This window comes from Variovorax sp. efr-133-TYG-130 (assembly GCF_030208835.1).
In the GTDB taxonomy this organism is placed as follows: Bacteria; Pseudomonadota; Gammaproteobacteria; order Burkholderiales; family Burkholderiaceae_C; genus Variovorax.
Genome location: NZ_JARVTD010000003.1, coordinates 102,302 through 122,035, shown reverse-complemented (window position 1 = coordinate 122,035; position 19,734 = coordinate 102,302). Strand labels below are relative to the sequence as shown.

14 protein-coding genes are annotated in these 19,734 nt (G+C 65.8%); 2 read left to right on the top strand and 12 right to left on the bottom strand.

From position 1 onward, the window contains the following. Positions 1 to 51: 51 nt before the first annotated feature. The 11 genes from typA to QRN67_RS02605 all read right to left on the bottom strand — a co-directional run bounded on the left by typA (position 52) and on the right by QRN67_RS02605 (position 15,501). A complete protein-coding gene (gene typA, locus QRN67_RS02655) occupies positions 52 to 1,890 on the bottom strand; it encodes a translational GTPase TypA (protein WP_081270554.1) in 1,839 nt (612 codons plus the stop codon). Further along, entirely contained in the window at positions 1,887 to 2,852 is a 966-nt protein-coding gene (gene truB, locus QRN67_RS02650; protein WP_285410286.1) for a tRNA pseudouridine(55) synthase TruB, read from the bottom strand. Before truB ends, typA begins: the two co-directional genes overlap by 4 nt. Before the next feature lie 2 nt (positions 2,853 to 2,854). After that, positions 2,855 to 3,226 carry a 30S ribosome-binding factor RbfA gene (rbfA, locus tag QRN67_RS02645; RefSeq protein ID WP_081270552.1) on the bottom strand — a complete coding sequence of 124 codons (372 nt, stop codon included), beginning with the start codon at positions 3,224 to 3,226 and terminating at the stop codon, positions 2,855 to 2,857. A gap of 21 nt (positions 3,227 to 3,247) precedes the next feature. Beyond that, the gene (gene infB, locus QRN67_RS02640) at positions 3,248 to 6,238 is read right to left on the bottom strand and encodes a translation initiation factor IF-2 (protein ID WP_106934609.1); all 2,991 of its coding nucleotides are present in this window, start codon (positions 6,236 to 6,238) and stop codon (positions 3,248 to 3,250) included. Positions 6,239 to 6,262: 24 nt separating this feature from the next. After that, positions 6,263 to 7,756 (bottom strand): transcription termination factor NusA, encoded by a 1,494-nt coding sequence (gene nusA, locus QRN67_RS02635; protein WP_081270551.1) that lies wholly within the window; start codon positions 7,754 to 7,756, stop codon positions 6,263 to 6,265. A gap of 15 nt (positions 7,757 to 7,771) precedes the next feature. Continuing rightward, positions 7,772 to 8,419 (bottom strand): ribosome maturation factor RimP, encoded by a 648-nt coding sequence (gene rimP, locus QRN67_RS02630; RefSeq protein ID WP_081270550.1) that lies wholly within the window; start codon positions 8,417 to 8,419, stop codon positions 7,772 to 7,774. A gap of 188 nt (positions 8,420 to 8,607) precedes the next feature. Next, the gene (locus QRN67_RS02625) at positions 8,608 to 9,801 is read right to left on the bottom strand and encodes a YbfB/YjiJ family MFS transporter (protein WP_285410281.1); all 1,194 of its coding nucleotides are present in this window, start codon (positions 9,799 to 9,801) and stop codon (positions 8,608 to 8,610) included. Positions 9,802 to 9,817: 16 nt separating this feature from the next. Beyond that, on the bottom strand, positions 9,818 to 11,461 hold the full coding sequence (locus QRN67_RS02620; RefSeq protein WP_285410279.1) for an ABC transporter ATP-binding protein: 1,644 nt from the start codon (positions 11,459 to 11,461) through the stop codon (positions 9,818 to 9,820). Continuing rightward, on the bottom strand, positions 11,461 to 12,513 hold the full coding sequence (locus QRN67_RS02615) for an ABC transporter permease (protein WP_081270547.1): 1,053 nt from the start codon (positions 12,511 to 12,513) through the stop codon (positions 11,461 to 11,463). Before QRN67_RS02615 ends, QRN67_RS02620 begins: the two co-directional genes overlap by 1 nt. A gap of 105 nt (positions 12,514 to 12,618) precedes the next feature. Continuing rightward, positions 12,619 to 13,659 carry a microcin C ABC transporter permease YejB gene (locus QRN67_RS02610; RefSeq protein ID WP_081270546.1) on the bottom strand — a complete coding sequence of 347 codons (1,041 nt, stop codon included), beginning with the start codon at positions 13,657 to 13,659 and terminating at the stop codon, positions 12,619 to 12,621. 18 nt (positions 13,660 to 13,677) lie between these two features. Continuing rightward, entirely contained in the window at positions 13,678 to 15,501 is a 1,824-nt protein-coding gene (locus QRN67_RS02605) for an extracellular solute-binding protein (RefSeq protein ID WP_285410278.1), read from the bottom strand. A gap of 37 nt (positions 15,502 to 15,538) precedes the next feature. Between QRN67_RS02605 and fabI the strand changes: the two genes are divergently transcribed. Beyond that, the gene (gene fabI / locus QRN67_RS02600; RefSeq protein WP_081270544.1) at positions 15,539 to 16,321 is read left to right on the top strand and encodes an enoyl-ACP reductase FabI; all 783 of its coding nucleotides are present in this window, start codon (positions 15,539 to 15,541) and stop codon (positions 16,319 to 16,321) included. 65 nt (positions 16,322 to 16,386) lie between these two features. Beyond that, the gene (locus QRN67_RS02595; RefSeq protein ID WP_285410275.1) at positions 16,387 to 17,229 is read left to right on the top strand and encodes a DNA ligase; all 843 of its coding nucleotides are present in this window, start codon (positions 16,387 to 16,389) and stop codon (positions 17,227 to 17,229) included. A 13-nt stretch (positions 17,230 to 17,242) separates the two neighbouring features. Here the strand turns inward: QRN67_RS02595 and QRN67_RS02590 are convergent, their stop codons facing one another. After that, complete coding sequence (locus QRN67_RS02590; RefSeq protein ID WP_285410274.1) at positions 17,243 to 19,546, bottom strand: arginine/lysine/ornithine decarboxylase; 2,304 nt, start codon at positions 19,544 to 19,546, stop codon at positions 17,243 to 17,245. Positions 19,547 to 19,734 lie beyond the last annotated feature (188 nt).

Genomic DNA, 19,734 nt, shown 5'->3' with positions numbered 1-19,734 from the left:
GGAGCATGCCTTGCCGTGCGCCAGGGCACACGGCAAGGCGCACGCGGTCGATCAGCCCTGCGACGTGTCGCGGCCGGCGCGCTTGCGCTCGTGTTCCTTCAGGAAGCGCTTGCGCAGGCGAACGCTCTTGGGCGTGATTTCGACCAGTTCGTCGTCCTCGATGAATTCCACGCCGTATTCGAGCGTGAGTTCGATCGGGGGCGTGATCTTGATCGCGTCTTCCTTGCCGCTCACGCGGAAGTTGGTCAACTGCTTGGTACGCGTGGCGTTCACCACCAGGTCGTTGTCGCGGCTGTGGATGCCGACGATCATGCCTTCGTACACCGGGTCGTTGGCACGCACGAACATGCGGCCGCGGTCGTCCAGCTTGCCCAGCGCGTAGGTGAAGATTTCACCGTCGTCCATCGAGATCAGCACGCCGTTCTTGCGGCCGCCGATGTCGCCCTTGTGCGGCTCGTAGCTGTCGAAGATGTTGCTGATGAGGCCCGAGCCGCGCGTCAGGTTCAGGAATTCGTTGGTGAAGCCGATCAGGCCACGCGCCGGAATGCGGTATTCCAGGCGCACGCGGCCACGGCCGTCCGGTTCCATGTTGACGAGCTCGCCCTTGCGCTCGCCCAGTGCCTGCATCACGCCGCCCTGGTGCTGTTCCTCGATGTCGGCCGTGACCAGCTCGATCGGCTCGTGCTTCTCGCCGTCGATGGTGCGGAACACCACGCGCGGCTTCGACACGGCCATTTCATAGCCTTCGCGGCGCATGTTCTCCAGCAGGATGGTCAGGTGGAGTTCGCCGCGGCCCATGACCTCGAACACGCCTTCCTCGTCGGTCTCGTTCACGCGCAGGGCCACGTTGTGCTGCAGTTCCTTCTGCAGGCGGTCCCAGATCTGGCGGCTGGTGACGTACTTGCCTTCGCGGCCGGCCAGCGGGCTGGTGTTCACGCAGAAGTTCATCGTCAGCGTGGGCTCGTCGACCTTCAGCATCGGCAGCGGTGCCGGGTTGGCCGGGTCGGTGATGGTCACGCCGATGCCGATGTCGGCAATGCCGTTGATCAGCACGATTTCGCCGGGGCCGGCTTCCGTGGCCTGCACGCGGTCCAGGCCCTGGAACGTCAGCACCTGGTTGACGCGGCCCTTGATGGACTTTCCGTCCGGGCCTTCCATGACCACGACGTCCGTCATGGGCTTGATCGTGCCTTGGCTGATGCGGCCCACGCCGATGCGGCCGACGAAGGTCGAGAAGTCGAGAGCCGAAATCTGCAGCTGCAGCGGCGCGGCGGGGTCACCCTTTTGCGACGGCACGTGCTTCAGGATGGTGTCGAACAGGGCCGACATGTCGGGGCCCCACTGCTCGCCGGGCGCGCCTTCTTCGAGCGACGACCAGCCGTTGATGCCCGAGGCGTACACCACCGGGAAGTCGAGCTGCTCGTCGGTCGCGCCGAGCTTGTCGAACAGGTCGAAGGCGGCGTTGACCACCTTGTCGGGGTTGGCGCCGGGCTTGTCGACCTTGTTCACCACCAGGATGGGCTTCAGCCCGAGGGCCAGCGCCTTCTTGGTCACGAAGCGCGTCTGCGGCATCGGGCCTTCCTGGGCGTCGATCAGCAGCACCACGCCGTCGACCATCGACAGCGCGCGTTCCACCTCGCCGCCGAAGTCCGCGTGGCCCGGGGTGTCGACGATGTTGATGTGCGTGCCCTGCCAGGTCACGGCGCAGTTCTTGGCCAGGATGGTGATGCCGCGTTCTTTTTCGATCGCGTTGTTGTCCATCACCGTGTCGACCACCTTCTCGTGCTCGGCGAAGGTGCCCGACTGGCGCAGCAGCTGGTCGACCATGGTGGTCTTGCCATGGTCCACGTGGGCAATGATGGCGATATTGCGAATTTGCTTGGTACTCATGGTGTCGCTTCGGTCTGTTGTGCGTTCAAAAGAATTTGCTGGATTTCGATGGGGTTCAGCAAGCGCCCCGGAATCAGTTCGCCGCCGGTGACATGGGCGGTTCCGAGAAAGGCGGCAGGCTCGGCGCCGAAAACGGCCACCTCGCCCGCATCGGCCCAGCTGCCACGGCGGCGCAGGCCCGAAAGAAAGCGTGCAGCATCTTCCGCGCCAAGCGTGACGCGGCTGTGGCCGTCCACCAGCGCCTCGGCGGGCAGGAGCCGCGCCAGCCGCTCGTCTTCGTCCATGGCCTCCAGCGCCTCGAGCGTGACGCACTGCGCCTCGACGAAATCGCCGGTGGCGACGCGGCGCAGCGAAGTCAGGTGCGCGCCGCAACCCAGTGCCTCGCCGATGTCCTCGCCGAGGGTGCGGATGTAGGTGCCCTTGCTGACGGTGGCACGGATGCGGATGAGGTTGTCGCCCACCGCGCCGGCCACGCCGATGTCGAGCTCGTGGATCACCACGTCGCGCGGCGCCCGCTCCACTTCGACGCCCTCGCGGGCGTATTCGTACAGCGCCTTGCCGTCTTTCTTGAGCGCGCTGTGCATCGGCGGCACCTGCCGGATCGGGCCGGTGAACTGCGCCTCGACGCGCGCCAGGTCTTCCGGCGTGACGTGCACGGGCCGCTCGGCGATGACTTCGCCCTCGGCGTCGCCGGTCGCGGTTTTCACGCCCAGGCGGGCCGTGGCCTCGTAGGTCTTGTCAGCGTCCAGGTGGAGCTGGCTGAATTTGGTGGCCGCGCCAAAGCACAGCGGCAGGACGCCCGTCGCGAGCGGATCGAGCGTGCCGGTGTGGCCCGCTTTTTCCGCGCGCAGCAACCACTTGGCCTTCTGCAAGGCCTGGTTGCTGGAGAGTCCCAGCGGCTTGTCGAGCAACAACACCCCATGCACAGGGCGCCGCTGCACCCGTGTGCGTGGCGCGTTCATGGCTAGTCGTCTTTCGAGCGCGAAGCGACGGCCTGCGCGATGAGCGCGTTCATGTCGGCCGCACGCTCGGTGGTGCGGTCGAACAGGAAGTGCAGCGTGGGCACGGTGTGGATATGCAGGCGCTTGAACAGGCCGTTGCGCAGGAAGCCCGCGGCCTGGTTCAGCGCTTCGGTGGTCTCGGTCACGTCGCCCGTGAGCATGCTGAAGAAGACCTTCGCATGCGCATAGTCGGGCGTCACCTCGACCGCCTGGATCGTGACCATGCCCACGCGCGGGTCCTTCAACTCGCGCGCGATCAGCTCCGTCAGATCACGCTGGATCTGGTCGGCGACCTTGAACGCGCGGTTGGGGGCGGCGGCTTTTCTTTTCGGCATGGACTCTCTCGCGTCGAACGCTTACAGCGTCCGGGCGATTTCCTTGATCTCGAAGAATTCGAGCTGATCGCCCTCTTTGATGTCGTTGTAGTTCTTGAGCTTGATACCGCACTCAAAACCTTCGCGGACTTCGCGCACATCGTCCTTGAGACGCTTGAGCGAGTCGATTTCGCCGGTGTAGACCACCACGTTGTCGCGCAGCAGGCGGAAATGCGCACTGCGGTTGACCGAGCCCGAGGTGATGTACGAACCTGCGACGGTACCGATCTTCGAGGCCACGAACACCGTGCGGATCTCGGCCGAGCCGATGATTTCCTCGCGGCGCTCAGGTGCCAGCATGCCCGACATCGCGACCTTGATCTCGTCCACGGCGTCGTAAATGATGCTGTAGTAGTTCAGCTGGATGCCATTGCCCTCGGCCAGCTTGCGCGCACCGGCATCGGCGCGCACGTTGAAGCCGATGACGACCGCCTTCGAGGCGATGGCCAGGTTGATGTCGCTTTCGCTGATACCACCCACGCCGGCATACACGATCTGCACCTTGACCTCGTCGGTCGCCAGCTTGAGCAGCGACTGGGCCAATGCTTCCTGCGAGCCCTGCACGTCAGCCTTGATGATGATGCGCAGCGTCTGCACTTCGCCGGCCGACAGGTCGGTGAACATGTTCTGCAGGTTCGCGGCTTGCGCCTTCGCCAGCTTGGTGTTGCGGAACTTGCCGGCACGGTAGGTCGCGATTTCGCGCGCACGGCGCTCGTCGCTCATCACCATGAACTCGTCGCCCGCCTGCGGCACTTCGGTCAGACCCTGGATTTCGACCGGGATCGACGGGCCGGCGGCCTTGGTCGACTTGCCGTCTTCGTCCAGCATGGCGCGCACGCGGCCATAGGTAGAGCCGGCCAGCACCACGTCGCCGGTCTTGAGCGTGCCGGACTGAACCAGCACGGTGGCGACCGGGCCGCGGCCCTTGTCGAGCTGGGCTTCGATGACGAGGCCCTTGGCGGCGGCATCCACCGGCGCCTTGAGTTCCAGCACTTCGGCCTGCAGCAGCACCTGCTCGAGCAGGTCGTCGATGCCCTGGCCGGTCTTGGCCGACACGCCGACGAACGGAACGTCGCCGCCGTATTCTTCGGGCACGACCTCCTCTGCCACCAGTTCCTGCTTGACGCGGTCCAGGTTGGCATCGGGCTTGTCGATCTTGTTGATCGCGACCACGATCGGCACACCCGCCGCCTTCGCGTGCTTGATGGCTTCCTTGGTCTGCGGCATGACGCCGTCGTCGGCAGCCACCACCAGGATCACGATGTCGGTGGCCTGCGCACCGCGGGCACGCATGGCCGTGAAGGCCTCGTGACCCGGGGTGTCGAGGAACGACACCATGCCGCGTTCGGTCTGCACGTGGTACGCGCCGATGTGCTGCGTGATGCCGCCGGCTTCGCCCGCGGCGACCTTGGCGCGGCGGATGTAGTCCAGCAGCGAGGTCTTGCCGTGGTCGACGTGGCCCATGACGGTCACGACCGGTGCGCGCGGCAGGGCTTCCGCCGTTTGCGCCGACACGTCCTCGTCGGTGAAGGCTTCGGGATCGTCCAGCGCGGCAACCACCGCGTTGTGGCCCATTTCCTCCACCAGGATCATTGCGGTGTCCTGGTCGAGCGACTGGTTGATGGTCGCCATCTGGCCGAGCTTCATCAGCTGCTTGATGACTTCCTGCGCCTTCACGGCCATCTTGTGGGCGAGTTCCGCCACGGTGATGGTTTCGGGCACGTGCACTTCGAGAATGCGCGCCTCGACCGGTGCGGCCGGTGCATGCTGCTCGTCGTGACCGCCGCGGTCGTTGCCACGGCGACCACGCGGGCCTCCGCGCCAGTTGCCGCGACCGACACCGCCGCTGGCGTCGCCGCGGGTCTTGATTTCCTTCTTCTTGGCAGGATCGCCGGCCCAGCTCGAGGAGAGCTTGGCGGACTTGACTTCCTTGCCGGCACCGGCTGCTGCGCCGGGTGCGGCCGCGGCGCCGGGCGCCGCAGGCGCGCCGGGGCGGGCCGCAGGCGTAGCCGGCTTGTGCAGCGTGCCCTTGACCGCGGCCTTTTCGGGCTGCGGCTTCTCGGGCGCCTTGTGCGGCACCAGCACGCGGGCCGGTGCGTTCATCATGGCGCGAATGGCTTCGGCTTCGGCCAGGGCCTTGCGGCGGCGCTCGTCGAGGTCCTTGGCGCGAGCGGCTTCTTCGTCGGCACGGGCCTTCGATTCGGCGGCGGCCTTGGCCTTCGCGTCTTCCTTGGCTTGCGCGGCGGCGTTCTGCGCGGCGAGCTTGGTGTCGGCAGCCTGCTGCTCGGCGGCGGCTGCCGCGGCGGCCGCTGCCGTTACTGCGGGAGCAGGTGCGGGCGCAGCCGGCTTGGCGGGGGTGCTCTTGGCGGCGGCGGCGAGAGCGGCTGCCTCGGCGGCGGCCTTCTTCTCGGCGGCGGCGCGCGCAGCTTCCTGCTCGGCCTTCTCGGCGCGCTCGGCCTTCTCGGCCTGTTCGCGTTCGCGGGCTTCGGCTTCTTCGCGCAGGCGGCGCTTCTCGGCCAGTTCTTCTTCCTGGCGGCGGATCAGTTCGGCCTGGCGGCGCGCCTCTTCCTCGCGGCGGGCCAGTTCAGCCTCGTCGACGCGGGGAGCGGCGGGTGCCGCGGCGGGCGCTTCAGCCGCCTGTGGCGCAGCCTCGGGCGAAGCCGGATGGCCGTCGTCGCGCTGGATGAAGGTGCGCTTCTTGCGCACCTCGACCTGGATGGTGCGGGCGCGGCCGGTGGCGTCGGCCTGCTTGATCTCGCTGGTCGACTTCTTGGTCAGCGTGATCTTCTTGCGCTCGGGCTCGACAGTGCCGTGGCTGGCCTTGAGGTGGCCAAGCAGGCGCTGCTTGTCAGCCTCGGTGAGCGCATCGGTGACGGCCGCTTTGGGCACGCCTGCGCTCTTGAGCTGGTCAAGCAGGGTTTCGGGAGTCTTCTTGAGCTCGTTCGCGAACTCGGCGACAGTGGTACTGGACATATTGGTTTCGTGCCTCCATGACCGTCACTCTTGGCCGGCGAACCAATGTTCGCGGGCTTTCAAGATGAGGGCTTTGGCGTCATCGGCGCTTTGGCCGGTGATCTCGGTGAGTTCATCGACCGCGAGGTCGGCAAGATCGTCACGGGTGTTCACACCCGCTGCGATCAGCTTGGGAATCAGCTCGGGGTCGAGCCCTTCGAGGTCGTGCAGGTTCTGTGACACCTGCGACTGGGCCTCGACGCCCTCTTCCTTGGCGATTTCCATGGTCAGCAGCGCATCCTTGGCACGCGCGCGCAGCTCGTTGATGGTGTCTTCGTCGAATGCCTCAATCTCCAGCATTTCGGAAATCGGCACGTACGCGACTTCCTCGAGGCTGTTGAAGCCTTCGGAAATGAGGATGTCGGCGATTTCCTCGTCGACGTCGAGCTTTTCCATGAAGAGCTTGCGGCTGGCATCGGTCTCGGTCGCCTGCTTCTGGGCCGACTCGTTGGCGTCCATGATGTTGATCTTCCAGCCGGTGAGGTCGGAAGCCAGGCGCACGTTCTGGCCGCCGCGGCCGATGGCGATGGCGAGGTTTTCCTCGTCGACCACCACGTCCATGGCGTGCTTTTCTTCGTCCACCACGATCGACGACACGTTGGCCGGAGCCAGCGCACCGATCACGAACTGGGCCGGGTCTTCGCTCCACAGCACGATGTCGACACGCTCGCCGGCGAGCTCGTTGGTCACGGCGTTCACGCGGGTGCCGCGCACGCCGACGCAGGTGCCGATCGGGTCGACACGCTTGTCGTGCGAGAGCACGGCGATCTTGGCGCGCGAACCGGGGTCGCGGGCGCAGCTCTTGATTTCGAGCAGGCCCTGTTCGATCTCGGGCACTTCCTGGCGGAACAGCTCGACCATGAACTCGGGAGCGGAGCGCGACAGGATGATCGGCGCGCCGCGCAGCGTCAGGTCGACTTCCATGATCATGGCGCGCACGCGGTCGCCATTGCGCAGGTTTTCCTTGGCGATCATCTCGCTGCGGCGCAGGCGGCCTTCGACACGGCCGGCCTCGACGATGATGTCGCCCTTGTCCAGGCGCTTGACGGTGCCCACGAAGATCTTGTCGCCGCGCGACATGAAATCGTTGAGCAGCATCTCGCGTTCGGCATCGCGGATCTTCTGCAGGATGACCTGCTTGGCGGCCATGGCGCCGATACGGCCGATCGGCACCGACTCGACCGCTTCCTCGATGTACTCGCCGACCTCGATGTCCGACATTTCTTCCTTGGCTTCGAAAAGCAGGATTTCCTGGTCGGGCAGTTGCAGGCCGGCTTCGTCCGGGACGACGTGCCAGCGGCGGAAGGTTTCATAGTCGCCGCTGTCGCGGTCGACCGAGACGCGGATGTCCACGTCGCCCTGATGGAGCTTCTTGGTGGCTTGCGCCAGCGCGGACTCGACCGCGCCGAAGACGACGTCACGCTCGACGTTCTTCTCGCGCGAGATCGCATCCACCAACATCAACATTTCGCGATTCATGCCACCACTCCTCTGTCATTCCGGAACTTGCGTTCCGTCGTCAATATCCGAAAAACCCGGTTGGGTTTTGGCCTTGCGGCCCTTGAAATCCACAATGGGCGCGAGCCGCGCCTCGCGCAGCTCGTCCAGCACGAAGCCCAGCGCATGCAACGGTGCAGGCGCGCGCTTCTTGCTCACTTTTTGACCCGGCTTGGGTTCCGGCGCCTCGCTCCAGACGATTTGCCAGCCCGGGGCTGCGTCAGCGCCCTCTGCCACTGCAGCACGCTCCAGCGTGCCGCGAAACTTCTTGCGGTTGGCCGACACCTGGCCCGCCGCGGCGGCGCCCATGGGCGCCTTGAGCGTGATGTCGATCACCTCGCCCACGAAACGTTCGAAATCCTGCTCATTGCGCAGCGGACGGTCGATACCCGGCGAGGACACCTCGAGCCGCTTGTAGTCGACACCATCGACCTCCAGCGCGAACTGCAGCTGGCGGGTCACCTTCTCGCAGTCTTCCACCGTCACGAAGGGCTCGGGCACGCCGGCAGCCACAGCTTCGGAGGTGGGGGCCGTCCAGGGCAAATCAATCGTCACGCGCAGCAATCCCCCGGCGGAGCGCTCGATCTCTACCAGGTCGTAGCCCAGACCGGCTACGGTTTGTTCCACTATTTGCTGCAATGCCACGTGTTCGAAAAAGCCTTTTTAAGAATCGGTTTCCGTGTCACCCGCCCGCCGTGGGTGCCACCTGCATGAATAAAGCCAAAAGCTCGAGAATGCATAGACCAAAAAAAACGGGCGGTTGGTACCCGCCCGTTTGGTCGTGAGCCTCGAATTATATGCTATTCACGTGATAAATGAAGGGCCTCGACCACTCAAACTGCCACCAGACGCCGAGATTTGGACCAGACCACCGCAAATAAGACCGATCCGAGCGCCAGGGCAGCCGCCGCGACCAGCAATGGCAGCTCGAAAGACCCGGTGCGCTGCGCGAGCGGCGCCGCAAAGAGCGGCCCGACGATCTGCCCCACCCCATAAGACGCCGTGGCATAGCCGATCAGCCCTGCCGCCGCGTTTCCGCGCAACCGCCGTGCTTCCCGCACCGCAAAAAGGGTTATGGCGGTGAATGGCATGCCCAGCAGCAAGCTGCCGAAGGCGAACCCGACGATCGTTGGCCAGACGACCGACAGCACCACGCCGAGCGCCTGCAATGCGTAAGCCACCGCCAGCAGCAGCCGGTTGTCCCAATGCGTCGGCGCGCGGGCACCGATCAGTGCCCCTGGAATGACGGCCAGCCCGAACAGCGGCCAGAAATAGTCCGGCCACGACGAACCGGGCAGCGCCTGGCGCGCGATCACCGGCAGGAAAGTGGCCGTGATGATGTAGCCGAAGCCCGCCAGCCCGTAGAGCGACACCAGCCAGATCGCGTCGCTGCGATCGGTACGCGTCGCTGTCGCGCCCGAATCAGCAACCGACGCGGCGCCTTTGGACAACGCCAGCTGCCCGTCGTCGAAAACCCGCCAGATCACCGCAATCAGCGCGAAAGCCAGAAGGCCCAGCCCGATCCACCCGGCCTCGGAGCCCCACCGTCCGAGCGCGCCGCCCAGCAAGCCGGTCATCGCGATCCCGATGCCGGGACCGGTGTAGATCACGCCGCCCAACGTGGGTGCATTGGTCTCGGCCAGCCTTCGCAACCCCCAGCCCGACGCGAAGACGAAAACCCACGCGCTCATCACCCCCGCGGTCCAGCGCAGCACGCCCCAACTGGTGAAACTGTGCAACAGGCCCATGCCGATCAGCAGCAGCGCCGTGGCGACCAGCCCGCCGCGCACCATGGTCGACGCCTTGACGCCGATGGCCGCGCAAGTGACCGCGCCCAGGAAATAGCCCAGGTAATTGAGCGACGCCAACACCCCGCCGGCCGCCAGCTCCAGCTTTCCCTCGTGAAGCATGATGGGCAGCATGGGCGTGAAGGCAAAGCGCCCCAGGCCCATTGCCACCGCGAGGGTGACCATGCAGGCCAGCGCCGCGCGCCAGGCCTCGCGCCGGTCGCGTCCGGTTTCCGACATTTCTTGCTTGCTCCGTTTATTCCAGCAGCGCGGCGGCCACCAGTTTTTTTGTATAGGGATGCTCGGGCTCGTCGAGCACGCGCTCGACCGGCCCGTTTTCCAGAATGGCCCCGTCCTTCATCACGATGACCTGATGGGCCATGGCCCGGATCACCTCCACGTCGTGCGTGATCAGCAGGTAGCTCAGCCCGCGCTCGCGCTGCAGCCGCTGCAGCAGGCCCAGCACCTGCTTCTGGATCGTCACGTCGAGCGCGCTGGTCGGCTCGTCGAGCACCAGCAGCTGCGGATCGACGATCAGCGCCCGCGCAATGGCCAGCCGCTGCCGCTGCCCGCCCGAGAACTCATGCGGATAGCGGTCGAGCAGCGACGGAAACTGCGATTCGGTCAGCCCCACGTCGGCCAGCGCGGCGAGCGCACGGGTCCGGCGCGCCTCGGCGCCGAGTTCGGGCGCATGCACGCGCAGCCCCTCGCCCACGATCTGCTCCACCGTCATGCGGGGCGACAGCGACGAGAACGGGTCCTGGAACACGACCTGCATCACCCGGCGCAAGCGCAGGTCGGACGCGCGGTCGACCGCCCAGTCCTTGCCGGCAATCTTCAGCGCTCCCTGGTGCTTCAGCAGGCCCAGCGCCGCCAGCGCAAGCGTCGACTTGCCCGAGCCCGACTCGCCGACCACTCCGAGCGTCTCGCCCGGCACGATGCGGAAATCCGCACCCTGCACCGCCACGAACTCGCCCTTGCTGAACCAGCCGCCGATGCCGGGCTTGGGCACCGGATAGATCACGCGCAGCGCCTTGGCCTCAAGCACCGGCACGGCGCCAGGGCTGGCCGCCACTGCGGCGACGTCGCGCGTCGGATGGCTGTCGATCAGCTTGCGGGTATAGGGGTGCTGCGGCGCGTCGAACACCGGGGCCACGGCGCCGTGCTCGACGATGTGCCCGTTCTCCATCACGACCACGCGGTCGGCGAAGCGGCGCACCAGGTTCAGGTCGTGCGTGATCAGCAGCACGGCCATGCCGTATTTGCGCTGCAGATCGGCGAGCAGTTCCAGGATCTGCGCGCGCACCGTCACGTCGAGTGCCGTGGTCGGTTCGTCGGCCAGCAGCAGGCGCGGCTTGCAGGCGAGCGCCATCGCGATCATCGCGCGCTGACGCTGGCCGCCCGACAGCTGGTGCGGAAACGCCCTCGCCCGCCGCGCCGGCTCAGGAATGCCGGTGTCGGCCAGCAGTTGCACTGCCGCCGCCTGCGCGGCGCGGGCCGACAACGCTTCGTGCAGCTCGAGCACCTCGGCAATCTGGTCGCCCACGCTGTAGAGCGCGTTGAGCGCGGTCATCGGCTCCTGGAAGATCATCGCGATCTCCTTGCCGCGGATGCCGCGCAGCTCGCGCTCCGGAATCGACAGCAGGTCGCGCGGCGCTTGCTCGCGCTGCGGGCCGAAGAGCCGCGCCTCGCCGGCCACGTCGGCGTTCTGCACCAGCCGCAGCAGCGACAGCGCGGTGACGGTCTTGCCCGACCCCGACTCGCCGACGAGCGCCAGCTTTTCACCCGTGGCGATCTGGAAGTCGATGCCGTGCACCACTTCCTTGCCGCCGAACCCGACGCGCAAGCCCTTCACGTCGATCAGGGGCTGGCCGGTTTTGGTGTTGTTGTTCTCGCTCATCACTTGTCAGCCTTGCGCGGGTCCAGCGCGTCGCGCAGCGCGTCGCCCATGAAAGTCAGCAGCATCAGCGTGACGACCAGCACGCCGAAGGTGGAAATGGAAATCCACCAGGCGTCGATGTTGGCCTTGCCCTGGCTCAGCAACTCGCCGAGCGACGGCGTGCCCGGCGGCACCCCGAGGCCGAGGAAATCGAGCGATGTCAGCGCCAGGATGGCCGCGCTCATGCGGAACGGCAGGAAGGTGACGACCGGCACCATGCTGTTGGGCAGAATGTGGCGCCACATGATCTGCAGGTTGCTCACGCCCAGGGCGCGCGCGGCACGCACGTAGTCCATCTGGCGGTTGCGCAGGAACTCGGCGCGTACATAGTCGGCCAGGCCCATCCAGCCGAACAGGCTCAGCAGGATGAGCAGCAGCGCCACGCTGGGCGCAAAGATCGCGCTGAAGATGATCAGCAGGTAGAGCTCCGGCATCGAGCTCCAGATTTCGATGAAGCGCTGGAACGCGAGGTCGGTCTTGCCCGCGAAATAGCCCTGCACAGCCCCCGCCGCCACCCCCAGCACCGTGCCGATGGCCGTGAGCGCCAGGCCGAACAGCACGCTCACGCGAAAACCGTAGATCAGCTGCGCGAGCAGGTCGCGGCCGCGGTCGTCGGTGCCGAAGATGTTGTCGGCCGTCGGGGCTGCCGGACTGGGCGCCTTGGCAAAGTAGTTGAGCGTCTTCGGGCCATACGGGTTGGGCGCGTAGATCGCCCAGTTGTCGCCCTTGGTGATCCGGTCGCGGATGTAGGGGTCGAGGTAGTCGGCGGGCGTCTCGAAGTCGCCGCCGAAAGTCTTCTCGGAGTAGTCGCGCAGCACCGGGAAATAAGTGCGGCCTTCGTACCGCAGCACCAGCGGCTTGTCGGTCGACAGCACCTCGGCGAACAGGCTGAGCACCACCATGATGGTGAAGAGCACCAGACTCCAGAAACCGAGCCGGTTGCGCTTGAAGCGAAGCCAGGCGCGGCGGCCGGGCGAGATATGGGTTGAAGAACTACTCACTGCAGAGCCCATTCCAGAAGCACCGAGGAACCGGCTCCGCCGGGCCTCAGGTGTTGACCCCGGCAGGGGGAAGGCGAAGCGACACGAAGTGCGCGCAGCCTGGGGGCGAGCCAGTGCTCATTCGAATTTGACACGCGGGTCCACCCATACGTAGCAGAGATCGGAAATCAGCTTCGTCACCAAGCCGATCAGCGTGAAGAGGTACAGCGTGCCCAGCACCACCGGATAGTCGCGCCGGATCACGCTCTCGTAGCCCAGCAGGCCCAGTCCGTCGAGCGAGAACAGGGTCTCGATGAGCAGCGAGCCCGCGAAGAAGGCGCCGATGAAAGCCGACGGCAGGCCCGTGATGATCGGGATCAGCGCATTGCGGAACACGTGCTTCCAGAGCACCTGCCGCTCACCCAGGCCCTTGGCCCGCGCGGTCAGCACATATTGCTTGCGGATTTCCTCGAGAAACGCGTTCTTGGTGAGCATCGCGGTTACCGCGAAACTGCCGAGCACCATGGCCGTCACCGGAAGGGTGATGTGCCACAGGTAGTCGACGATGCGCGCTCCCCAGCCGAGCTCGTCCCAGTTGGCCGAGGTCAGCCCGCGCAGCGGGAACCACTGCAACTGCCCGCCGAAGATCACCAGCAGCGCCACCCCGAGCACGAAACCCGGAATGGCATAGCCGATCAGCACGATCAGCGTGCTGATCAGGTCGAAGCGCGTGCCCGCCCTCACCGCCTTGGCTACGCCCAGCGGCACCGCCACGCCATAGCTGATGAAGAAGGTCCACAGGCCCAGGCTGATCGACACCGGCAGCTTCTCGAGGATCAGCGTCCAGACATCCTTGTTCTGGAAGAAGCTCTTGCCAAGGTCGAAGCGCGCGAACTGCCCGAGCATCTGCCACAGGCGCTCGTGCGGCGGCTTGTCGAAGCCATAGAGCGCCTTGATCTGCTCCAGGCGCTTGGGGTCCACCCCCTGGTTGCCCCGGTAGCTGCCGCCACCCGACTCGAAACCGCCGCCTCCGCCGCCGCGCCCTGCCGTCTTGGCTTCGGCCAGGTACTGCTCGACCGGCCCGCCGGGCACGAACTGGATGACCAGGAAAGTGACGAGCAGGACACCGAGCAGGGTCGGAATGAACAACAGCAATCGCTTGAGGACATAGGAGAGCACTGGCTGTTTCCTTCTCTTCTACTTGTTCGATTGCTTCTGCGGCTGCCTGGCCCACCAGGTGCCCATGACCCAGTCTTCACCGCCGGCATAGGGCGGCATCGGAGACTTGAACGCCAAGCGCCAGTCGTCGTAGACGATGCGGTGCGAGGTCAGCGTCCACTGGGGGATCAGGTAGTGGCTGTGCATGATGACGCGGTCCAGCGCGCGGCAGGCAGGCATCAGCTCGGCCTTGGTGTCGGCATCGACGATGTCCTTGAGCAGGGCATCGACCGCCGGGGTCGAAACGCCCATGTAGTTGCCCGAGCTTTCCGTCCTGGCTGCCTTGCTGCCGAAGATTTCGAGCAATGACTGGCCCGGGTTGTTGGTGCCAGGGAAGTTGATGGTGGTGATGTCGAACTCGAAGCGGTCGAGCCGCTCCTGGTAGAGCGCGAAATCGACCGTCGCGAAGCTCAGCGTGATGCCGAGCTTCTCGAGGTTGCGGACCCACGGCGACACCGTGCGCACGCCGCCTTCCTTGCTGTCGAGGTACTCGAGCGTCATGGCGTCGCCCTTGGCGTTGCGCAGCGCGCCGTCGCGGTATTCCCAGCCGGCTTCCTTCAGCAGATCCCGTGCGCGGCGCAGGTTGTTGCGCAGCGAATGGCCCTCGCCCTCCGTTGTGGGCGGCGTGTACATCGGCCCAAAGCTCGCGTCCGGGATCTTGCCGCGCCAGGGTTCGAGCAGCGCTTTTTCTTCCGGGGACGGCAGGCCCTGGGCCTCGCAGTCGGTGTTGCCGAACAGGTCTTTCACGCGCGGATAGCCGCCGTAGAACATCTGCCGGTTCATCCATTCGTAGTCGAGCGCCAGGCCCAGCGCCTCGCGCACGCGCGGATCCTTGAGCTTCTCGCGGCGGCTGTTGAGCACGAAGCTCTGGAAGCCCGCGGGCTTCCTGTGCTGGAACTCGCGCTTGACCAGTTCCCCGGTGTTGAAGCGCTTGCCATTGACCCGCCGCGCCCAGTCGCCGGCCGAGTAGAAGCTCATCATGTCGAACTCGCCCGCCTTCAGCGCCTCGAGCCGGGCCGTGTTGTCCTTGTAGATCTTCACGGTGATGCGGTCGAAATTGTGCGAACCGCGATTCACGGGCAGGTCGCGCCCCCAGTAGCCGGGGTCGCGCACGTAGGTGATGTCCTTGCCGAAGCGCACCGGACCTATCTTGTAGGCGCCGCTGCCGATGGGAATGTCCATCACCACCTTGTCGAAGGGCTTGGCCTTGCCGTTCTCCACGCCCCACGCTCGGCTGAACACCGGCAGGCTGCCGACGATCAGCGGCAGCTCGCGGTTCGGCGTCTTGAAGCGGTAACGGATGGTGCGCGCGTCGATCACGTCGGCGCCATCGACTTCCTGCAGCAGGGTCTTGTAGCCGGGCGAGGTGTAGGGGCCGATCAGCGTGTCGTAGCTGTGCTTCACATCGGCCGCCTCGACCGGCATGCCGTTGTGGAACCGGGCCTCGGGCCGCAGGCGGAAGGTCACGCTGCGGCGGTCGGGCGCCACGGTGACGTCTTCGGCCAGCAGGCCGTAGCCGGACGCGGTTTCGTCCATCGAGCCGGCCAGCAGCGTGTCGAACAGCAGGCTGTCGAGGTAGGCAGGCGCCGAGCCCTTGATGGTGAACGGGTTGTACTTGTCGAAGGTGGAAACGCGCAGGTTGCTCACCAGCCGCAGTTCGCCGCCCTTGGGCGCCGCCGGATCGACGTAGTCGAAGGCCTTGAAATCGGGCGCGTACTTCAGGTCGTCCCAGAGTGCATATCCATGCGCAGCCCACGCGGGAACCGCACACACCATCAACGACCAGGCCCAGAGAAACCGCATGCGAGAATTCTGCCCAAGATTTTCACGAGGCAACTTCATGGGCTTTCTTTCCGGCAAGAAACTGCTGATCACTGGTGTATTGAGCAATCGCTCCATTGCTTATGGCATTGCCAAGGCCTGTCATGAACAGGGCGCGGAGCTCGCCTTCAGCTACGTCGGCGAGCGATTCAAGGACCGTATCACCGAATATGCCGCAGACTTCGGCTCGAAACTCATTTTCGACTGCGATGTGGGCGACGACGCGCAAATCGACAAGCTCTTCGCCGATCTGGCGCAGACCTGGCCCAGGTTCGACGGCTTCGTGCACAGCATCGGCTTCGCGCCGCGCGAGTCCATCGCCGGCGACTTCCTCGACGGGCTCTCGCGCGAAGGCTTCAAGATCGCGCACGACATCAGTGCCTACAGCTTCCCGGCCATGGCCAAGTCGGCCCTGCCCTACCTCAACGACAAGTCGGCCCTGCTCACGCTGACCTACCTCGGCGCCGAACGCGCGCTGCCCAACTACAACACCATGGGCCTGGCCAAGGCCTCGCTCGAAGCGTCGGTGCGCTACACGGCCGCCTCGCTCGGCCCGAAGGGCATGCGGGTCAACGGCATCAGCGCCGGCCCGATCAAGACGCTGGCCGCCAGCGGCATCAAGGGCTTCGGCAAGATGCTCGCGGCCGTGGCCGACGCCTCCCCGATCCGCCGCAACGTGACGATCGAGGAAGTCGGCAACGTGGCCGCCTTCCTGCTGAGCGACCTGGCCAGCGGCGTGACCGCCGAGATCACCTATGTGGACGGCGGCTTCAGCAACGTGGTCGGCGGGATGGCTGAGTAAATCCGACCATCAAGACCCGGCACGGCCGCCAGCTGGCCGTGCTTAGCTATTCATTTCATAGCATCGTGCTGAATCGACGCTCCCTCCTGCTTGCCGCTTTCGGCCTGGTTGCCGCGCCCGCCGCGTTCGCGCGCGCGGCGGCGCCTTCGCTGATGCTGGCCGACGTCTACCGCCTCGGCATGTCGCTGAATGACTACTGGGTGAGCGAGAAGTACGACGGCGTGCGCGGCTACTGGGACGGCAAGCAACTCTGGACTCGCGGCGGCGAGCGGATCGCGGCGCCCGCGTGGTTCACCGCCGCACTGCCCGCGCAGCCGCTCGACGGCGAACTGTGGGCAGGACGAGGCCGGTTCGCGCACGCCGTGGCAACGGTGCGCAGCCAGACGCCCAACGACGTCGCATGGCACGAGATGCGCTTCATGGTGTTCGACCTGCCCAACCAGCCCGGCGACTTCACGGCGAGGCTGGGCGCACTGCGCAAGCTGCTGCCCATCACCGACGCACCGTGGGTCGTGGCCGTTCCGCAGGAGCGCGCGACCACGCACGCAGAGCTGCAGTCGCTGCTCGACAAGACGGTGAAGATGGGTGGCGAGGGGCTAATGCTCCACCGCGGCAGTTCGCAGTACCGTGGCGAGCGCAACAACGATCTGCTGAAGGTCAAGCCCTACGAAGACGCCGAAGCCCGCGTGGTCGAGCACGTGCCCGGCAAAGGCAGGCACGCCGGGAGGCTGGGCGCGCTGCTGGTCGAGACGGCCGACGGCAAGCGCTTCAAGCTCGGCACCGGGTTGACCGACGCCGAGCGTGAGAATCCGCCCGCCATCGGCAGCTGGGTGACGTACCGCTACAACGGCACCACCACGACGGGCCTGCCCCGCTTCGCCCGCTTCATGCGGGTGCGCGAAGGCTAGGCCGGCCCTGGCCTTATTTCACCTGCTTGACGCAGTCGGCGTAATAGCGCTTCTTGCCCGTCTCGTCGACGCGCGCCACCAGGCCGTGGATGTCGGTCTCGAAGCCCGGGCACTGCAGGTTGAACTCGCGCGAGAACTTCAGGTAGTCGACGATCTTCTTGTTGAACACTTCGCCCGGGATCAGCAGCGGAATGCCCGGCGGGTACGGCGTGATCAGGCTGGTGGTAATGCGCCCTTCAAGCTCGTCGATCTCCACGCGCTCGGTCTTGCGGTGGGCAATGTGGGCGAAGGCGTCGCTGGGCTTCATGGCCGGCGTCAGGTCGCTCAGGTACATCTCGGTCGTGAGGCGTGCCACGTCGTAGCGCGCGTACAGCTGGTGGATGTGCTGGCACAGGTCGCGCAGGCCGAGGCGCTCGTAGCCGGGATGCTGCTGGCAGAACTCCGGCAGGATGCGCCACATCGGCTGGTTGCGCGCGTAGTCGTCCTTGAACTGCTGCAGCGCCGTGAGCAGCGTGTTCCAGCGGCCCTTGGTGATGCCGATGGTGAACATGATGAAGAAGCTGTACAGCCCGGTCTTCTCCACGATCACGCCGTGCTCCGCCAGGAACTTGGTGACCACGCTGGCGGGAATGCCGGTCTCTGCGAAGTTGCCTTCCAGGTCGAGGCCGGGAGTCACGATGGTCGACTTGATCGGGTCGAGCATGTTGAAGCCGTCGGCCAGCTCGCCGAAGCCGTGCCAGTTGCGCGGCGACTTCTTGCTCTTGGCCTTGGACGGGCCGTTCTTCTCGCCGTGCATGATCCAGTCTTCGGCGCGGCCGATGCCCTCGTCGACGAGCTTCTCGGGGCCCCAGACCTTGAACCACCACTCGTCCTTGCCGAATTCTTCCTCGACCTTGCGCATGGCGCGGCGGAAGTCCAGCGCCTCCAGGATGCTCTCTTCCACCAGCGCGGTGCCGCCGGGCGGCTCCATCATGGCGGCGGCCACGTCGCAGCTCGCGATGATCGCGTACTGCGGGCTGGTCGACGAGTGCATCAGGTAGGCCTCGTTGAAGAGGTCGCGGTCGAGCTGGCGGTTCTGCGAGTCCTGCACCAGCACGTGGCTGGCCTGGCTGATGCCGGCGAGCAGCTTGTGGGTGGACTGGGTGGCGAACACCAGCGATTCCTTCGGCCGCACGCGGCGCTTGCCCATCGCGTGGTAGGCGCCGTAGAACGGGTGGAAGGCGGCATGCGGCAGCCAGGCTTCGTCGAAGTGCAGCGTGTCGACGTAGCCGTCGAGCATGTTCTTGATGGTCTCGGTGTTGTAGATCACGCCGTCGTAGGTCGACTGCGTGAGCGTCATCACGCGCGGCTTGACCTTGTCGGGGTCCACGTCGGCCAGCAGCGGGTTGGCCTTGATCTTGGCCTTGATGGCGCTCTGCTCGAACTCGCTCTTGGGAATGGGGCCGATGATGCCGAAGTGGTTGCGCGTGGGCTTCATGAACACCGGAATCGCGCCGGTCATGATGATCGCGTGCAGGATCGACTTGTGGCAGTTGCGGTCGACCACCACCACGTCGTCCGGCGCCACCGTGTGGTGCCACACCATCTTGTTGCTGGTGCTGGTGCCGTTGGTGACGAAGAAGCAGTGGTCGGCGTTGAAGATGCGCGCCGCATTGCGCTCGCTGGCCGCCACCGGGCCAGTGTGGTCGAGCAGCTGGCCCAGTTCTTCCACGGCGTTGCAGACGTCGGCGCGCAGCATGTTCTCGCCAAAGAACTGGTGGAACATCTGGCCCACCGGGCTCTTCAGGAATGCCACGCCGCCCGAATGGCCCGGGCAGTGCCACGAGTAGGAGCCGTCTTCCGCGTAGTCGATCAGCGCCTTGAAGAACGGCGGCTGCACGCCTTCGAGGTAGCTCTTGGCCTCGCGGATGATGTGGCGCGCCACGAATTCGGGGGTGTCCTCGAACATGTGGATGAAGCCGTGCAACTCGCGCAGGATGTCGTTCGGGATGTGGCGCGAGGTCTTGGTCTCGCCGTAGATGTAGATCGGCACATCCGCGTTCTTGCGGCGCACTTCGCCGATGAAGTTGCGCAGGCTCAGCACGGCCGGATCGAGGTCGGGGCCGACGGTGAACTCCTCGTCGTCGATCGACAGGATGAAGGCGCTGGCGCGGCTTTGCTGCTGGGCGAACTGGCTCAGGTCGCCGTAGCTCGTGACGCCCAGCACCTCGAAGCCCTCCGTCTCGATGGCTTGCGCAAGCGCGCGGATGCCGAGGCCCGAAGTGTTTTCGGAGCGGAAGTCCTCGTCGATGATGACGATGGGAAAGCGGAATTTCATGAGCGGGGCTCCGGGTCAGGCAATGAGACGAGGCGCGAAGTGTACGGAATTCAGATGAAGAATCCGGTCAGCTTGCCGCAAGCCATTCGCCGGAGGCAGGCATGTGCCGCGCCGGCCCGGCGCCAGTACCCCTACGCGGGACAAGCGCTTGGGGGCAATGCCGCAGAATGGCGCGCATCGAACAAGCA

Bases quoted from the DNA above. Each gene is read 5' to 3' on its own strand.
- typA (WP_081270554.1), bottom strand. From the start codon at position 1,890: ATGAGTACCAAGCAAATTCGCAATATCGCCATCATTGCCCACGTGGAC.
- truB (WP_285410286.1), bottom strand. From the start codon at position 2,852: ATGAACGCGCCACGCACACGGGTGCAGCGGCGCCCTGTGCATGGGGTG.
- rbfA (WP_081270552.1), bottom strand. From the start codon at position 3,226: ATGCCGAAAAGAAAAGCCGCCGCCCCCAACCGCGCGTTCAAGGTCGCC.
- infB (WP_106934609.1), bottom strand. From the start codon at position 6,238: ATGTCCAGTACCACTGTCGCCGAGTTCGCGAACGAGCTCAAGAAGACT.
- nusA (WP_081270551.1), bottom strand. From the start codon at position 7,756: ATGAATCGCGAAATGTTGATGTTGGTGGATGCGATCTCGCGCGAGAAG.
- QRN67_RS02625 (WP_285410281.1), bottom strand. From the start codon at position 9,801: ATGTCGGAAACCGGACGCGACCGGCGCGAGGCCTGGCGCGCGGCGCTG.
- QRN67_RS02620 (WP_285410279.1), bottom strand. From the start codon at position 11,461: ATGAGCGAGAACAACAACACCAAAACCGGCCAGCCCCTGATCGACGTG.
- QRN67_RS02615 (WP_081270547.1), bottom strand. From the start codon at position 12,513: ATGGGCTCTGCAGTGAGTAGTTCTTCAACCCATATCTCGCCCGGCCGC.
- QRN67_RS02605 (WP_285410278.1), bottom strand. From the start codon at position 15,501: ATGCGGTTTCTCTGGGCCTGGTCGTTGATGGTGTGTGCGGTTCCCGCG.
- fabI (WP_081270544.1), top strand. From the start codon at position 15,539: ATGGGCTTTCTTTCCGGCAAGAAACTGCTGATCACTGGTGTATTGAGC.
- QRN67_RS02590 (WP_285410274.1), bottom strand. From the start codon at position 19,546: ATGAAATTCCGCTTTCCCATCGTCATCATCGACGAGGACTTCCGCTCC.